The following is a 17609-nucleotide window of genomic DNA, read 5'->3' as shown; positions in this document are numbered from 1 at the left end:
GGCACCCTCCCTTCCCTCGGCCCATGCCCCTAGACCATATGCGGAAGGAAGTCGTTTATCCCTATTTACCTACTGGTCGGGATCTGGTGCCGCCCGGAATCCGGCGCGCAATCCGGCGCGGATTCCGGCACGGATTCCGGCGCGGATTCCGGTGCGGATTCCGGTGCGGGCCGGATTCCGGCGTGCGATCCGCTGCGGGTCGGGATTCCGGTGCCGATCGGGAGGCGGCGCCGACCGGGAGGTGGACTCAGCCCTGGTAGGGGTTCCCGCCCGGCGTGTACCCCGGCTGCCCCTGCCCCTGCCCCTGAACCGGTCCCTGCGGCTGCCCGAACGGATTGCCCTGCTGAGAGGCCGCGTGCTGTGCCAGCAGCTGCTCCGCCTGCTCCTTCGGGATCTGCTGCTCCCCGCCGCAGAACGTGCACTGCGTCGCGAACTTCGTCGAGAACGGGAAGAGCGGTATGAAGAACAGCGTGAACTTGGTGACCCGCTTGCGCAATGTGTGTGCGGCCGGGTTGGTGCACCAGTTGCAGACCAAGGTCATGACGGCCAACTGGTACAGATATCCCCGCGTACCGAAAATGATCACGTTGTGGGTCCTTTCCCCGTGTTCCCCTGGAGTGCTTGCCGGCAGAACGCCAGCAGCGATTCGTCCTCGTATATGTCGTGGCTGCCGTACCCGCCGTCCATCGCGTTGTGACGGCGGAGGGAGGCGAGTTCGGTGCGCAGCACACGCGTCGCGTCCGACCCTGCACCAACGGCACCCGTCCGCGCCAGGCATTCCGCCACACGAACCCGGATCTGCCGGTTCCGTTCCCAGGCCGACAGCAGCACGGGCACGGATTCCCCGGCCCGCCCGGATACCTCCCGCAGCGCGTCCGCGGCGTCCACCCGCACCCACACGTCCTCGTGCCCGAGCAGCGTACGCAGTCGGGGAACGGTCTCCGCCGCCCGGGTCCCGAGCTCGGCCACGGCGTTCACGGCACAGCGCAGCGCGTGGACGTTCCCGGCCCACAGCCCCTCGGCCAGTACCGGCAGTACGGCGACGTCGTCACCGCCGACCGCCCACAAGGTCCGGGCCGCCTCCGTGGCCGAGGCCGTCCCCGGACCGCGCAGTAACGCACGCAGCTCCGGTACGGCTTCACGTGCCGCGGGCCCGAACGAGGCGAGCGACCGCAGTGCGGCCCTGCGCAGCCACTCGCCCCGGCTCCCGTGGGCGCCGCGCAGCATCCGCAGCACCTCCGGCAGCGCCTCGTCCGCCCGCAGCGCGGTCAGGGCCGTCAGCAGCGGGCTCGCCAGTTCGTACGCCGCCTCGTCCAACGGGACCTCGCCGAGCCTGCGGCGCAGCACATCGGTCAGCGGGGCCGCCTCGGCGCCCAGGAAGCCGATCGTGAACCCCACGTCGTGCGGCACCCCGGGCCGCTCCAGGGCCGCCGCCAGCGCCGGTACGGCACGGGCGTCGCCCAGCCGGGCCAGGGCCTTCACCGCGCCGCCGAGCGCCGGGGGGCCGCTCGGCCAGTCCCGTACCCAGGCGCCGGGATCGGCGGTCACCCGGGCCGCCAGCGCGTCGGCGGCGGGTGCGGCCAGCCCGAACAGGTCCTCCAGCACATGCGCCGCGGCCTCGGCCAGCCGTGGTTCGGGTGTGGCGAGTTGCTCGCCGACCAGCCGGATCAGTTCCTCGTAGCCGCCCCGCCAGGACCGGATCAGGCCGTTGCTCATCCGGAGCGCGTCGATCCGCTGGTGACGGTCGGGGCTGCGCAGCTGATCCGCCAGCAGCGCCGATCGCTCGGCCACCCGGTCGTCGAGTCCGACGTGCAGCGTCCGCAGCAGGTCCGCCGTCCACGGGGCGGGGGGCATCGAGTCCTCGCCGCCCGGTGTTCGGGGCTGGCCGGCCCGGGTACCCGGCACGGACCACTCGTCCACGGACGGATCACCGGTCCCGGCCGCCTCGGTGTACGCGTCGACGGCCGCGATCACCCCGGCCGGTCCGGTCCGTTCCTCGCCCGTGCCGTACCCGGTCGGCGCGGACCGCCGTGCGGGCGCCGCCCGAAGCTGCCGCAGCAGCCCCGTCACCATCCGGACGACGTCGCCCGGCAGCGCGTCCGGTGCGCACCGGGCCAACTGCGCCAGGGCGGCGAGCCGCAGCCCCGGCGGGAACCCCTCACCGGCAAGCCGGGTCAGCCAGGCCGCCGCCTGCCCGGCGAGTGCGCGATGCCGGAGCGCGACCCTCCCGGCGGCCTCGACCAGCGCGAGCCGTACTTCCTCGGACGGTTCCACCGGCAGCCGTTCCCGCAACAGTGCGAGCACCCGCGTCGGGTGGCCGTGGAGCCCGGCGAGCGCCGACGGCGCGGCGAGCCGCACCCCCGGATCCTCGTCGGCCATCAACTCACAGAACACCCCGGCTCCCGCGGTGACGGCGGTCGCCGCCATCGCGTAGTTCGCCGCACCCTCGATCTCGTCCTCGCCGATCTCGTCCTCGTCGTCCTCGCCCAGATCGATGCCGCCGATGCTGGTGAGCAGCTCCACGATGCTGCCCCGGTCCTGGACGTCCGGATCCACGACCAGTTCGAAGAGAAAAGGAATGCAGGCCAGTGTGCAGGCGTACACATCACCCTGGTGGTGAACGGCCCCGTACATGCCGTCAAGTGCCTGCTCGCGCTCCGCCGGATCACCGGACGCGAGACCCCGCAGCATCGCCGGCACATCATCGGCAGGCCCGTAGGCATGCTCCATCGAGGCCCAGTCGACTTCGTCGATCCCTGCGAACACGCCATCGCCTCCCCACGCATATTCCACGAAGCAGTGTCTGCCAGAGTGTGCACCACGGCCCGGACGGTCCGCCCTTCACATGCGGTCTTTTCCTGACGGACATGACAAAAGTCTCGCCATGCGCTAGCGGTCGGCCGGGGAAAATGCCCCACTTCCCACGGATGCGCGTCACGCATGCCCGCGTCGCACGACGGCGCGGTGGTGCGGCGGACGGCATGCCTGCCCCGTCGGCGGACGGAGCCCCGTCGCGCCGCTCCCGCACCTGATCTGCACAGCAGTTCCCCCACGGTCGCTCCCGCAGCCGCTCGGCACGCAGCCGCCCCCGCAGCCGTTCAGCCCCTTCAGTCACCCAGCCCCTTCAGTCACTCAGTCACTCAAATGTTCGGTCGTTCATTCGTTCTGAGGGGTGTCCCCGCGCGGCAGCGGGCGGGCCCGGTCGGGGTCGACGAGCGGTGCCAGCAGGTCGCCGTGGTCCGCCAGCCGGGTCGCCATGTCGTCGGCGAGGAAGACGAGTTCCCCGGGTGCCCGGCACCCCTCGATCTCCGCCCACGAGACGGGCGCGGAGACCGTCGGCCCGGGGCGGGCGCGCAGTGTGTAGGGGGTGGCGGTCGTCTTCGCCGCGGCGTTCTGGCTGAAGTCGACGAACACCTTCCCCGGCCGCAGTGCCCGCCTCATCCGGTGCACCACCAGCTCCGGCAGGGCCCGCTCCGCCTCGACGGCCAGCCCCTTCGCGTAGGCCGACACCCGTTCGGAGGCAGTCGGCTCCAGCGGTACCAGCAGATGCAGCCCCTTCGAGCCGGAGGTCTTCGGGCAGGCGAGCAGCCCGTCCGCCGCCAGCCGTTCGCGCAGCCACACCGCCACCGCGCAGCACTCCACCACGGTCGCGGGCGCCCCCGGATCCAGATCGAACACCATCCGGTCGGCGACCCCGGGCGTCCCGGCCCGCCACTGCGGGGTGTGGAACTCCACCACCAGGTTGGCCGCCCACATCAGCGAGGCCAGATCCTCCACGACCACCTGCCCGGCCCGCTCGTCCCCGCGGTGCGGCACCGGAGTGGTGCGTACCCAGGACGGCGTACCGGGCGGCGGATTCTTGGTGAAGAAACACTGGCCCTCCGGCCCGTCCGGATAGCGCAGGAAGGACACGGGCCGGTCACGCAACTGGGCCAGCAGGGGCTCCGCCACGGAGGTCGCGTAGTAGTGGAGCACTTCCCCCTTGGTGGTTCCGGTGGCCGGGTACAGCACCTTGTCGAGGTTGCTGAGGACCAGCCGCCGCCCCTCCACCTCCGTGATCGGCGTCATACGATAAGAATCACATGATTTCCGCACAAACCGCATCGCCTCAAGCGGGCGGAACCTCCGGCGCATACGCGGACGCAAGGGGTGAACAGTGAGATCCATATGGAACGGCGCCATCTCCTTCGGGCTGGTCAGCATCCCGATCAAGTTGGTCAACGCGACCGAGAACCATTCGATCTCGTTCCGTCAGATCCATCTCGCCGACGGTGGCCGGATCCGCTACCGGAAGGTGTGCGAGATCGACGAACAGGAGGTCACCGCGGCCGAGATCGGCAAGGCGTACGAGGACGCCGATGGTTCGATGATCCCGATCACCGACGAGGATCTCGGTTCGCTCCCGCTCCCGACCGCCAAGACGATCGAGATCGTCGCCTTCGTGCCCGCCGCCTCGATCGATCCGCTCCAGATGGACGCGGCGTACTACCTCGCCGCCAACGGTGTCCCGGCGGCCAAGCCGTACACCCTGCTCCGTGAGGCGCTGAGACGGAGCCGGAAGGTCGCCCTGGCCAAGTACGCCCTGCGCGGGCGGGAACGGCTCGGCATGCTGCGCGTGGTCGACGACGTGATCGCCATGCACGGCCTGCTCTGGCCGGACGAGATCCGCAGTCCCGAGGGCGTCGCCCCGGAAGCCGGGGTCACGGTGCGCGATGCCGAACTGGACCTGGCGGACGCGCTGATGGACACCCTCGGCGAGGTCGACATGGACTCGCTCCACGACGACTACCGTGAGGCCGTCGAGGAACTCGTCGCCGCCAAGGCGGAGGGCCGGACCCTGGAACCCGAGAAGGCGCGGGACTCCGGCCGGGGCAAGGTCATCGACCTGGTGGCCGCGCTGGAGAAGAGCGTCCGGGCCGCCAGGAAGTCCCGTGGCGAGGAACCGGAGGACAAGACACCGGAACCGTCGGAGGAGCCTGCGGGCGCCTCCATGGCCGAGGTCACCTCGCTCGACGGCCGCAGAAAGCCGGGCGGCACCGGGACGAAGAGGAAGACCGCGTCGGCAGCCGGGAAGACGGCCGCGAAGAAGCCGAAGTCCACGACGAGCAGGGCCCCCGCCAAGAAGTCCGCCCCACGGTCCGCGGCGAAGAAGCGGGCCACCGCGACCGCGGCGAAGAAGACCACCGAGACGTCCGGAACCAAGACGACCGGCAAGTCCGCGGCGAAGAAGACGACATCGCGCAAACGCGCGTCGGCCTGAGCGCCGAGCGTCCGCACGCACCGAGCAGCCGTACGTCACCGAGCAGCTGTGCGTCGCAGGGCGGCCGTGTGTGGCCGGGAGGCCGTGCGTCGCCGACTGCCGCCCCGGAGCCGAAGCCCCGGGGCGGCAGTCACACCGCGCTCGTACGTCCCCCCGTGTCCGTACTCGGAACGCGCGTCAGTGCCCGTGCCCGTTCCCGTGCCCGTTCCCGTGCCCGTTTCCGAACAGTCGGTACGAGTCGACGTATCCGGCCGCCGGGGTCCCGACCCCCGTCACGTCGTCGTATCCCCTGACCGCCTTGAGCGAGGCGTCCTTGCCGAGGCCGCGCAGCGAGGTCAGCAGACCGTCCGTCGCGTCGACCCCGTTGGCGTAGTCGACGCGGACCACCGCGAGGTCGCGGTTGGGGCCGAGCGGGTGGTCGGTGACGTCGTGGTACGCCTTCGAGCCGTACCGGGCGTAGATCGCCGGATTGGCGAAGCCGATCGGCAGCCCGTACCGGGCCTGCTGGGCGAGCGCCTGCACGCCGGCGATGACCGGGGCGGCCAGTGACGTGCCGCCGATGCGGTACTCGTCGTAGCCGAGAGTGCCGTCGGGCAGCGTCTGGGTCTGACCGACCAGGAAGCCGGTGTTCGGGTCGGCGACGGCCGCGATGTCCGGCGCCGTGCGCATCCGCTGCTTCCCGTTGGCCCGCGCGAGCGAGTCCGGGACGACGCCGCGCTGGTAGAACGGCTGCTTCACGGTCGCGCTGGTGCCGCCGCCCGCGCCGCCGGTGTACGCGCCCGGGTAGTCGGCCCAGCTCTTGCCGTCGTCGGCCAGGTTCGCCTTCAGGGTGCCCCAGCCGGTCTCCCACAGGTACCGGTCGTTCTTCCCGACGGCCAGCGCGGTGCCGCCGACCGAGGTCACCCAGGCGGAGTTCGACGGCACGTCGATCTGCTTCGTCCCGGTGGAGTCGACGTTGTCACCGGCGTCGCCGGAGGAGAAGTAGAAGCCGATGCCTTCGATCGCGCCCATCTTGAAGACCTGGTCGTAGGCGGCCGCGATGTCCGGGGTCTCGTTCGACTCGACGTCGCCCCAGGAGTTGGACACGATGTCCGCGAGCCGATGGTCGACGATCTTGTTCAGCGAGTCCAGCAGGTCGGCGTCGTAGCAGGACGCGCCGCCCACGTACACGATGTCGGCGGCGGGCGCGAGCGCGTGCACCGCCTCGACGTCGAGGGTCTCCTCGCCGTACCAGCCGGAGGCCCCGCACTCCTCGGTCTTCGTGTAGTCGTCCGGCAGCACCTGGCGGAGCTGGCCCCGGCGGTACGGGGCGTCGCCGTTGCGCTTCGCGTACTCGGCGGCGTCCTTCGCGATGGTCGGCGAGGCGTACGCGTCGGTGATCGCGACGGTGACCCCCTTGCCGGTCCACTTGCCCGCACCGTACGCGGCCCGCAACTGCTTGCCGGTGTACCCCTTCACGGCGTACGGCGCCTTCTCCCCGTTGGCGCTCGGGAGCGTCGACGCGGTCTTCGAGCCGTAGTACGACGAGAACGGGCCGGAGTTGCGGAACACCGCGTCCGGCGGCGGCAGCGTCTCGTCGTGACTCGCCTTGTGCGGCGCGTTGTCCAGCCCGGAGACGGCGAGCACGGCATCGCTCAGCGCGGCGGGCACGGAGGCGGTGGAGGCGGGGGCGCGGTAGGTCCGCCCGCCCTTGCGGTAGTTGCGCAGCTGCGTACCGAACGTCTTCTCGGTGGCGGCGACGTCGCCGGTGGCCGAGACGTAGTGCTGGTTGGTGCCGGTGACGGTCAGCCCGTTCGACCGCAGCCACTGGGCGACCCGGTCGATCTGGTCCTGGGTGGCACCGTACCGGGCCTGCGCCTGCTGCGGGCTCAGGTACTTCCCGTACGAGGCCGACTGCGGGTCGGACACGGCGGCGGCGTAGGCGGCCAGCCCCTTGGCGTCCCGCCCGGCCAGATGCACCCGGACGGCGACCTTGCCGCTGTCGGCCGTGGCCCCCTGATCCGCCTGGGCGGTCGCCCAGGCCGGCTTGGTGCCCTGCAGAGCGTTCCGCCCGCCGGGTGCGGAGTCGGCACTGGCGTTCGGTGTTCCGAGGGCGAGTACACCGGCCAGCAACGGCAGTGTCGCTGCCATGCTGAGCGCGGCGCGCCTTCTCGCGCGGCTGGTTCTCATACAACCCCCTGCGAAGTGGTCTACGCGTGTGGACCATGTGCGGGATGAGGTGCACATGTAATGCGCCACTCTGGCGAGGAACCCTTCATGCAAGGGGCATGCATTCACCAAGAATCGACCAAGTGACGTTCTCCGCACCGCCGTTCACGAAGAATGCGGGGAAAAGCGCACCCATGATCGATCGGGTGGTCCCCGGCCGTACGACCGGGGACCACCCGACAGCGCCATCCGACGGGAACCACCCGACAGGGCCATCCGACCGGCGACGCCCCGACTGGCCGTCAGATTCCCGAGGTCGTGTCCCTCGGCGTGAGACCGAACGTCGGCGAACTGCTCATGTACGTGCAGCTCGTGTACCGGTAGCCGGACTGGATCTTCGAGCCGTCCGCGTAACTGCTGACGTCGCTCGACGAGCCGCCCCGGTGCTTGTACAGGAAGTGGTACTCGCCCGCGGGCAGCCTCAGCGTCGTCTTCGGATAGTTCTTCCCCTTGGCCTTGCACGCCGACAGGATCCCGTTGACCGGGGAGTACGTCGAGCAGCTGCCGCACTTCCCGATCACCGCCCTGCCCGTGACCGGTCCCGTGTACAGGACCTCGACCCCGTCGGGTGCGTCGTTGCTGATGACGAGTTCCATCCGGGCCCCGCCCGGCGCGCTCGCGGGTGGCAGATGTTTCCCGGCGGCGGCCCGTTTGTCGGCGATCTCGGCGGCGATGGCGATGTCCTGGGCTCGGGCCCGGCGCTTGTCCTTCTTGTACGTCGCGGCGAACTCCGTCAACGACAGCCGGGCCGAGTCGAACTTCTTCTCCTCGAACTTCGCGACGCCGCAGGCGTACGCGCCGTCCTCGATCCCCGGGTCGGCCTTCGCGGCCAGTGCCGAGACCTTCGCGTCCGGCAGCGAGAGGGCCGTCGCGCGGATCGTCCGCAGCGCCCCCAACGCCGTGCAGGGAGCCTTCCCGCGCACGGCCCGGCTCTGCGCCGAGATCTTCTCCGTGACCGTCGGCCCCACCTTTCCGGCCTGCGCGGAACCGGGGAACGTGCGGAGCAGCTCGGCGAGCTCAGGACCGTCCGCGGGGGAGGTCACGCTGCCGAGCTTCGAGACCCCGCACTCGTACAGCGCGGTGGCCAGCGGATCGTCCGGGAAGCCGACCAGATCGCCCAGCAGCTTCCGGTCGATCGCCTTCGGCACGGTACGCAGATAGGTCAGCGGCTCGACGGCCTCGCAGTACTTGTTCTGCCGGTACGGGGCCGAGATCGCCCGGTAGTAGGCGTCGAGCCGCTTCGGCACGAGCTTCCCGGCCCGCGAACCCGTGTGCTTCTCACCGAGGTCGCGATAGACGGCGAGGGCCGACCGGTAGTCGTCGCGTACGTCGGCGAAGGGCCTGCCCGAGGCCGCGGCGACACCCCTGTCGCCCTGCTCCAGCCGGTCCAGCAGCATCTGCTCCACGGCCTCGTCGCGTTCCGATCCGTAGAGGGCGACGCCCCCCGCGGGCGCTGCCAGCAGCACCAGACCCGCGCCCGCCGCCACCACCGGCCGCCACGACCCGCCCACCGCCCGCCGCCGGGCGGCCCGCGCCCCGTCCAGGGCGGCCAGGACCAGCGCCACGGCGTACGCGACCACCACCCCCGTGGCCACCCCGTCGGGATCGGCGGGCAACGCGACGAACAGCAGCGCGCCGGTCGCCGCCCAGCACGCGACCGCCCTGCCCCAACACCGCATCAGTACGTAGCCCAGCCCGAACCCGCTCAGATTGAGCAGCGCGACCGCCGCCGACCGCAGCCCGCTCCCGTCCGGCGGCGGCCCGACCATGGGCGGCCGCGTCGGCGGCGGCGGCACCGAGAATCCGGGCGGTACCGAGGACGAGGCGTCCACCCCCGCCCCTTCCCCTGTCTCCACGTCTCGATCATCCCAACTCACTTGCATTCCCCCACTGTTGAGCAATCCGAACACGATTCCCGTACCTGGCTGGAATACCTTCCATGACGTCATGAACAGTGTCAATCCGGGCTCCTGACCCGCTTCGGTGGCCCGGGCTGCGGCTCCCGGATGCCTACCGCCCCGCCAGGTTCGGTCACGGTCCGACGGGGTGGGTCGTCGTTTCGGACGAGGTGAAACTTCGCTCCGCATCGGCCGGGTGTTCGTGTACCGCGCGGATGGCGGACGAGGTCCCGTCCAGTGCGGGGCGTTTCGCTCCAGACCGTACTTCGCCACTACATCGCTGCTCATCGGTGTCGCGGAGCCTCGTACCACCGGGCGGCGCGCCCTCGCAATCTCATTGGTGCGGCTGCTGTCGGCCGCATAGAGTCTCGACGCGGATCACTCTTGTGAGTGATGTACCGTCATATCAATTACGTAGCAAGGAAAGTAAGCAATGCACCAGATGCTGATCTATTTCTCCTCCGCCGTCGACGTTCTGCGACAGTGGATGTGGTAGACGCTGGTCACGCCGACGGCCCGGCCGTCGGCGTCCGACGGCCGCCGGGGCGAAGTTCCTCAGGAGCCCGTCACCTCCGGATGATTCAGCAGTATGCGTCGTAGCCTGTCCACTTCCTGCCGGGCGTCGAGCCGCCGGTACAACGCCACCGCACGGTTGCCGTGGCGCCTGGCGGGTCCCCAGTCCTGCGTAGCCAGGGCCGTACGGGCCAGCCCCGCATCGGCCTGGGCGCAACCGAGCAGAGAACCGAACCCCCGGGCGACCGCCAGGGCCTCTGCGTACGTTCGGGACGCGTCGGTGAACCGCCCCGAAGCGCACTGGACGTCGGCTGTGCCCAACAGGGCGCGCTGACGCTCGTACGGGGAATCGATCCGCCGTGCTACTTCCTCCGCTCTCCGGAAATGATCCAGGGCCTCGTCTTCGCGACCCATGTCCGTGCATGCCTTGCCCAGCTGGATGAGGGCATTGGCCTCTCCCAGCGAGTCGCCGTGAGCACGATGGCTTTCCAACGAGCGCTGGAAGCAGCCCAGGGCCCGTTCCGTCTGACCCGTCGCCTGGTACACGGTCCCCATATTGGTGTCCAGGATGTCCAACTCCTGTCGTCCACCGTAGAGCTGGGCCAGAGTCAGGGAAACCTCGTAATAATCGAGAGCCTCTCTGTGTTGTCCCTGCAGCGCACAGAGCTCACCCAGATTGTTCAGGGCTCGAATCCGGCCGAGGAGGTTCTGCGTCTCCTCGTAGATGCCGAGCATCACCCGGGCCCTGTCCAACGCCTCTCCGTGCTGCCCCGTCTGGTAGAACGCCGCCCCTTGGACGTTCAGGGCGTCCGCCTCGCCCTCACGATCGCCGACCTCTCTGTACGCCGTCAGAGCCTGTCCGAGGACATCCAGGGCGGCCTTGCTGCGTCCCGACGCGAGGTGGGCGCGACCCGCCTGGAGAAGAGCGTCCGCGCAGCCGTGGGGGTGACCGAGCCCCCGGAACCGGACAAGGGCCTCGCTCGCGCAGCTCAGCGCCTCGTCGGGACCGGTCTGTGCGAGTATCTCGGCCGCTTCCACCAGGGTCTGGGCCAGCGCGTACGGGTTGTTGAGCATGCGCAGCGCCCGTACAGCGGCCTCGTAGAGCTCGTTGGTGACGACCCAGGAGCCGAGACGTTTGAGCGTGGGTGCGAGGACATGAGGGAAGAGTGCCGCGTACGCGGGAGCCTCCGCGGCGGCCGCACCCGCCGCCGCGAGGAGGTTGTTCCGCTCCAGGTCGAGCCAGTCGGCGGCGTCGTCGGGGCCAGCGAAGTCGTGTGCGTACAGGGAGGTGAGCTCGGGCTCCAACGGCAGCCGACGGCGCCGGGACCGGACATGTCGGTCGGCGTTGTGGGCGGTGGTGAGATAGAAGGCGAACAGTCGGTCGAGCGCCTCGGTCCGCGCCTCCTCCGGTTCCGTCCGGGCGAACACGCGCAGTGCGAAGCCTCTGATCAGTTCGTGCAGGCGGTACCTGCCGGGGGCGGGTTCCTCCAGCAGGTGGGCGTCCTGAAGCTCGTCCACACTGTGGCCGGTACTGGTGCAGTCCGGTGGTGCGTCGGCCAGTGCCGCAGCCGCGGCGACGGTGATGTCCGGAACAGGGTTCAGTGCGAGATGGCGCAACAACGTCCGTGCCGAGGAAGTGAGTTCGGTGTAGGAGAAGCGAACCACCGGGACGAGTTCCGCGTCGTCGAATTCGTCGAGCGGGTCTACGGCGGCGTTCAGCCGGTCCAACAGGTGGTGCAGATCCCAGGACTCCCGGTGCCGGAAGCGGCTCGCCAAAAGCTGAATCATCAGCGGGTGGTTGCCACAGGCATCCGTGACCGGGGCCAGGGCCGCGGGGATGGCGGGGACGCGTTCGGTACCCGCGATCCGGGTGAACAGGGCGGCAGCCTCCGTGCCGGACAGCACGTCGAGCCGGAACGTGGTGGCGCCGTCCAGCCCGGCGAGTCGGCTCCGGCTGGTCACGATTGCCCGGCAGGTGGCGGAACCGGGCAGTAACGGACGTACCTGCGCGGCGTTTCTGGCGTTGTCCAGCACCACGAGCACCTGGTGATGTGACGTCCACTCCCGCCACCGTGCCGACCGTTCGTCGACCGAGTCGGGGAGCTTGCCCGTCACCCCGGCGGCGTGCAGCAGCACGGCGAGCGCTTCGGCGGGATCGTACGGCGGGCGTCCGCTGAACCCGTGCAGGTCGACGTAGAACCGGCCTCCCGGATAGGCGGAACGGAGCCGGTGCGCGGCATGGACGGCGAGGGCGGTCTTGCCGATACCCGGCATGCCGTGAATGACCGTGACTGGCATGGCGTACTGGGCGGAGCCACGCGGATCGGGTGTGTCGGAGCCGGGGAGGGGCGTCGTACCCGCACCCGTACCGGCGTCGAGGCCCGAGCCGGGCGTTCCTGTTCCGGTACGGCTGTCCGAGCCGGACAAATCCGTTCCCGACGCGTCGTCATGCGACCATAAGTCTCCCAGCAACAGGCGGAGTTCCTTGGTGCGTCCGGTGAAATCACGACTGTCACGAGGAAGGTTGCTGCGCGGCTCCGGCTCGATGGGGTACTCGACACGCACCGCCGTCTCCGCCAGTGCGCCGTCCTGCTCCAGGATGCGTCGGTGGAGCCGTTGCAGATCCGGAGCCGGCTCCATGCCCAGGTCCTCGCTCAGACGCTGCCGTGTGGCGCGGAAGAGGGCGAGCGCCTCGTCGTGCCGTCCGGATCGGTAGAGGGCCAGCATCAGCGCGGCGATCACCTGCTGGGCCAGTGGATTCTCCGACGCCAGTTCGTGCAGCTCACCGAGGAGGTCCGCGTGCCGTCCCAGCTCCAGCTCCAGCCGGATGCGCTCTTCCCGTACGCGGCGATGGTCCTCCAGCAGGCGGGTCCGCACCGATTCCGCCCAGTCGCTCGCGGCCTCGGGCAGGGGGTCTCCGCGCCACCTGCTCTCCGCTGTTCGCAGCAGGCCGACCGCCAGTTCCCGCCTGCCCTCCTCTGCCGCCGCGCGGGCCTGTTCGCACAGTCGCTGAACATGGGTCAGGTCGACCTCGACGGAGGGCGCGAGCCGGAGCTGGTACCGACGGGGCGACAGGCTCTCCACCTGAATGAGATCACCGGCCGTGTCACGCAGTCGACGGCGCAGCTTCGACACGTAGCTCTGTATGGTCGCCGTGGCCCGACCGGGCGACGCGTCGCCCCAGACACGGTCGATCAGCGCGTCCGTGGAGACGGGCTCGCCACGGGCGTGCACCAGAACGGCGAGTACGCAGCGCGTCTTCACCGATCCGAGTTCGCACTGATGATTCCGGTGCCAGAGTTCCAGAGGTCCTAGAGCAAGAAGTTCCACATGGCCCCCGTTGGGTGCGTTACTTCCTGCTGCCGACGGCAGCGCCCGCACGTGTGTGCGGGACCTTTCACTGTTACTCCGGCGGCGACGGGAGCGGACAGAGGCGCATGGTCGCGTGCCGGGCGCATCGGCCCGCCCTTTCGGCCCAGGGGCCGGACCGGAACCGCAGGGTGTCCGGCGCTAGGCCCGAAGCCGGTTCGCACGCGCCCCGGCCACCGATCAGGGACGTGAGGGTGCCCACCGACGACTGCGGCGGGCTGCCCGGACGGACCCGCCTGGGCCTTCAGCCGGAGTGCAAGATTCCTGCAAGCGGTCCGTCCAGAACCTTGGGCATCCCTGAGACGTATGCCGCGAACGGACGCGGCGGCCGGCCCGTGTGCCGGTCCGATGTCGAGGAATCGGGGGATCGATTCGATGAGTCCGACAATGGCCGAAATCAACCGGCAGCCGGTGCCGGTACGCATGGACGTCGAGCGCTGGGTCACCCGGCGCGCCCGCAGAACGGTGCTGGCCGTGGTGCATACGGTGACCTCGGGCCAGCGACTGCTGGACGCCGTACGGTTACTGGAGGGCGACACCCGGGTACAGGTGTTCTTCACTGCGGCGCCCGACGTGTTCAGCCACGGGGTAGATACCTTCCTGGACCAGCTCAACGGGCTGGTACTGCCCTGGCACCAGGCGGTTCAGATGCCGTTCGACCTGGCGCTGGCCGCAGCGCACGGCGGCCTCAACGACCTGCACGCTCCGGTGATCGTGCTGCCCCACGGCGCCGGCCACAACAAACTCGTTCCCGACGGGCAGCGCGGACGCCCGGTGGCGGAGCGCGGTGTGTACGGGCTCAACCGGGAATGGCTCGTCCAGGACGGCAGGCTGGTGCCCGACTCCCTCGTGCTGGCCCACCACGAGGATTTGAACCGGCTCGGCCGCGAGTGCCCCGAGGCATTGCCCGCGGCGGAAGTGATCGGAGACCCCTGCTTCGACCGCATCCTCGCCAGCCTGCCGCTGCGGGCCCTGTACCGTGAGGCGCTGGGCACCGGCGCCCGGCAGCGACTGGTGCTCGCCTGCTCCACCTGGGGAGCCCGCTCCCTGTACGGGCAGAGCCCGGATCTTCTGGAACGCCTGGTCACCGAACTGCCCCAGCACGACTACCGGGTCGCCGTACTGCTCCACCCCAACATCTGGAACGCCCACGGCGAGTGGCAGATCCGTAGCTGGCTTGCGGCGCTCGGACGGGCCGGCCTGACGGTGGTCAGTCAGCAGGCCGACTGGGTGGGCGTCCTCGTGGCCGCGGACTACATCGTCGGCGACCACGGCTCCCTCTCGCTCTACGGCGCGATGACCGGTGCTCCTGTGCTGATGGCGGGCGCACCGGAAACGGACGTTGACCCCACCTCGCCAGGAGCCGAATTGGCCACGCTCGCCCCCAGGCTGCACCCGGACCGGCCGCTCGGCCGTCAGCTCACCAGGTCCTCGGCGCTGTACCGCAAACAGCGGTACGAGCGGATCGCGGACCGGATCACCTCCGAGCCCGGCCGGTTCGCCACCAGGATGCGTGCGCTCCTGTACCGCAAGCTCAAGCTGCGCGCCCCTGCCGTGGGGCTCGCGGCCGAGCACGCGCCGTTGCCGTTCGCCGTGCGCTACGACGAGCCCGGCCGGGCCGTCCGGTGACGGCGTCTGTCATGGTGTTGTCCGAGGACCCGCGTGGTCGGGGGCCGGCCCATCGTATCCGGGTCACACTGTTGCACCCCGGACTGAACGGCCCGGCCACGGACGACCACCTGAGGGTTCGGCTGCCCGCGCCCCGTCCGCTGCCCCTGCTGGCCGACGTACTGGTGGCCGCGGGACGGGGGCCCGAGGATGTGGCGGCGCTGGCCGCTCGTTACCCCGGAGCCCTCGTGCTGGCCGTGCATCGTGGGTCGCGGTGCTGGTTGCGGCTCGGCCGCGAGGGGCCGCTCCTGCTCCTGTCCACGCGGCGGCCGTGGTTGCCGTGGTCGCTGTTGGCCTCGCTCGCCCATGCCTGGCTGGTCGCGGGCCTGCCCGCTGCCGAGTTCGGCTCGGTCGCCGTACGCATGAGGGGCGGCACGAGCGTGCGGACTCAGTCGGCCGTATCACCGCCGATGTCCTCGCCCACCGCGTCACTCACTTCCTCGTCGGTGTCCGCGGCGGCATCGGGGTCCGCTTCCAGAGCCCCGAGCCGACTGCGCATCTCTGCCGCGTCCGCCGAGTCCGAACGGCCCGCCTCGGAGTACAGACGCAGCGCCTCCCGGTAACACCGTCCGGCGACTTCCGGCTGCCCGCGCCGCTCGGAGACCATGGCCAGGCTCCCCAGCGCGCGGGCCGTCTCGTAGTCGGCGGACATGGACCGCAGCGTGTCCACCGCCGTCCGGAGACCTTCCTCGGCCCGGTCGAGCAACCCGAGGCCGAGGTACGCCCGTCCGGCCAACGCGTCGGCGCGTGCGGCGTTATAGGTGTCCCCGACCTCTCGCAGCACGGAGCGGGCATCCTCGGCGCCGTGGACGGCGTCCTCGTACCGTCCGCGCGACAACGTGACATCCGCGAGATTGAACCGGGCCAGCGCACAGGCCCTGCGGTCGCCGCAGTCGAGCAGTTTGGCGGCCGCCCGGTCGAACAGTTCGGCGGCCCGGTCCGGATCATGGAGCCGCTGGTGAGCCAGGCCGCGGTAGTTGAGGGTACGTGCGTGTCCCAGAGAGTCCCCGGCGCGTCGAAAGATCTCGGACGCTCGCTCGAACATCTCCAACGCCGCCCCGTGGGCGCCCAGATCGAGTTCTCCCAGGCCGCCGGAGGTGAGCATGCGGCAGATGGCCGCCTCGTCGCCCGATTCCTCGGCCGCGAGCAGCCCCACTCTGTGCGTCTCACGCCACTCCGAGTAAAATTTGCGCCGCAGGAACAGCGGCCACATGGCATCGGCGAGCTGCCAGCCGAGTGCCGGAACCCCCCACTCGCGAGCGCGTCGAACGACTGCCATGAGGTTGGGCAACTCGCGTTCGAGCCAGTCCAGCGCGATGTCAGCGGCGTTAATGCTTTTGTCGGTGGTTCTGTTGCCCGCGCCACTCTCCCCTGCTCCGCGTCCATCGGCGGAAGTCCCGCCCGTGGTGCCGCCATCGAATTCCGCGACGAACGGACCGGAGCCGAGATCCCTTTCCATGGTGCGGTGCTGGGGGTCGAGGATCTCCTCCGCGAGGGTGGCGTTGGCCAGGTAGTGACAACCGATGCGATGCCGGGCCGCGGTTCGTCCCGCGGGGGATTCGTCCTCGTCCGCCTGCGCGACGGCGTGCAGCCGGACGAGGTCGTGAAAGCGGTAGCGCTCGGTGCCGGCCGCCTGACCGGCGTCGACGAGCAGGTTCGCGTCATACAGCGCGTCGAGTGCCTCGGCGGCTTCCGTACCCAGGACAGCCTCTGCCACAGGCCCGCCGAACTCCCGCCCCGGATGCAGCCCCAGCAGCCGATAGAGACGGGCGGCAATGGGCGGGAGCCCCTGGTAGGAGAGGTCCAGCGCGGCCCGTACATCGTGATCGCCCTCGATGGCCAGCGCCTCCAACCGGTCGTGCTCCTCAGCCAGCGCCCGAACCATCGTGGTGATGCCGTGCCGCGGGCGCGCCGCCAGCCGGGCCCCGGCGATGCGTACCGCGAGCGGCAGCCCCGCACACAGGTCGACCAGTGCACGCGCCTCCTCGGGCTGGGCAGCCACCCGCCCGTCGGCCAGCGTGGACGCCAGCAGTTCCACCGCCGCCTCCGTTTCCAGGGGCTCCAGATGGATCACGTGGCCCCCGTCGACGCTCAGCCCCGGCAGCCGCTGGCGGCTGGTCACTGCCGTCACGCACTGACCAGCGGGCAGCAATGGTCGGACCTGCGCCGCGGTGGCCGCGTCGTCCAGCAGGACCACGAGCCGCCTGCCCGCGGTCAATGACCGGTACAACGCGACCCGTTCGGCAAGCTTCGAGGGAACCTGGGGAGTCGGTACGCCCAGGGCCCGCAGGAACTGCCCGACGACATCGCCCGGATCCACCGGCCCGTCGGGCGACTGGGCCCCCAGGTCGGCGTGCAACTGGCCATCGGGGAACTGTGGACGGAGACCATGGAGCCAGGTCAGCGCAACCGCTGTCTTGCCGACACCACCGAGCCCGCTCACCACCGCCAGAGCGGGATGCCCCGCTTGGCCGGCGCGGTCACGGTGCTCCTCCAGCGCGCGTACCTCTGACCTGCGGTCGGTGATGCGGAGCGGCGGAGGTAACTGCCAGGGCGGATTCGGCCCACCGGGCTCCGGGAAGTTCCCCGTTCGGATGTGGATGCCGCCATACACGGTTCCCGACTGGATCGTGGGGCCGTGCACTGTTCCGCTCACGTCGTTGTCACTGCGCTCGTGTCCCCGCACTGGTCCC

Annotated in this window: 9 protein-coding genes; 2 read left to right on the top strand and 7 right to left on the bottom strand. The window is 70.4% G+C overall.

The genetic code is table 11. The annotated features are described in order from the left end of the window. Window positions 1–247: 247 nt before the first annotated feature. From ACF1CT_RS02030 to ligD, 3 genes are all read right to left on the bottom strand, one after another. On the bottom strand, window positions 248–586 hold the full coding sequence (locus tag ACF1CT_RS02030; protein ID WP_391781798.1) for a zinc-ribbon domain-containing protein: 339 nt from the start codon (window positions 584–586) through the stop codon (window positions 248–250). Continuing rightward, window positions 583–2766 (bottom strand): HEAT repeat domain-containing protein, encoded by a 2184-nt coding sequence (locus ACF1CT_RS02025; RefSeq protein WP_391781797.1) that lies wholly within the window; start codon window positions 2764–2766, stop codon window positions 583–585. Before ACF1CT_RS02025 ends, ACF1CT_RS02030 begins: the two co-directional genes overlap by 4 nt. Window positions 2767–3156: 390 nt before the next feature. Then, window positions 3157–4068 carry a non-homologous end-joining DNA ligase gene (ligD, locus tag ACF1CT_RS02020; RefSeq protein ID WP_391781796.1) on the bottom strand — a complete coding sequence of 304 codons (912 nt, stop codon included), beginning with the start codon at window positions 4066–4068 and terminating at the stop codon, window positions 3157–3159. Window positions 4069–4156: 88 nt separating this feature from the next. On the opposite strand from ligD, the gene ACF1CT_RS02015 reads away from it, so the two are divergent. Then, on the top strand, window positions 4157–5260 hold the full coding sequence (locus tag ACF1CT_RS02015) for a Ku protein (RefSeq protein ID WP_391781795.1): 1104 nt from the start codon (window positions 4157–4159) through the stop codon (window positions 5258–5260). A gap of 177 nt (window positions 5261–5437) precedes the next feature. On the opposite strand, the gene ACF1CT_RS02010 is transcribed toward ACF1CT_RS02015, so the two are convergent. The 3 genes from ACF1CT_RS02010 to ACF1CT_RS02000 all read right to left on the bottom strand — a co-directional run bounded on the left by ACF1CT_RS02010 (window position 5438) and on the right by ACF1CT_RS02000 (window position 13143). Continuing rightward, window positions 5438–7429 carry a protease pro-enzyme activation domain-containing protein gene (locus ACF1CT_RS02010; protein WP_391781794.1) on the bottom strand — a complete coding sequence of 664 codons (1992 nt, stop codon included), beginning with the start codon at window positions 7427–7429 and terminating at the stop codon, window positions 5438–5440. A 281-nt stretch (window positions 7430–7710) separates the two neighbouring features. Then, the gene (locus tag ACF1CT_RS02005; RefSeq protein ID WP_391781793.1) at window positions 7711–9324 is read right to left on the bottom strand and encodes a hypothetical protein; all 1614 of its coding nucleotides are present in this window, start codon (window positions 9322–9324) and stop codon (window positions 7711–7713) included. Window positions 9325–9921: 597 nt separating this feature from the next. Beyond that, on the bottom strand, window positions 9922–13143 hold the full coding sequence (locus tag ACF1CT_RS02000; protein WP_391781792.1) for a tetratricopeptide repeat protein: 3222 nt from the start codon (window positions 13141–13143) through the stop codon (window positions 9922–9924). A 480-nt stretch (window positions 13144–13623) separates the two neighbouring features. Here ACF1CT_RS02000 and ACF1CT_RS01995 point away from each other — a divergent pair, with 480 nt between their 5' ends. Continuing rightward, window positions 13624–14877: a hypothetical protein gene (locus ACF1CT_RS01995; protein ID WP_391781791.1), complete on the top strand. Its 1254-nt coding sequence runs from the start codon at window positions 13624–13626 to the stop codon at window positions 14875–14877. 427 nt (window positions 14878–15304) lie between these two features. On the opposite strand, the gene ACF1CT_RS01990 is transcribed toward ACF1CT_RS01995, so the two are convergent. Further along, on the bottom strand, window positions 15305–17602 hold the full coding sequence (locus tag ACF1CT_RS01990) for an ATP-binding protein (protein ID WP_391781790.1): 2298 nt from the start codon (window positions 17600–17602) through the stop codon (window positions 15305–15307). Window positions 17603–17609 lie beyond the last annotated feature (7 nt).

Source organism: Streptomyces sp. NPDC014734 (assembly GCF_043083325.1).
Lineage (GTDB): Bacteria > Actinomycetota > Actinomycetes > Streptomycetales > Streptomycetaceae > Streptomyces.
This window is presented reverse-complemented; position numbering and strand designations above follow the sequence as displayed.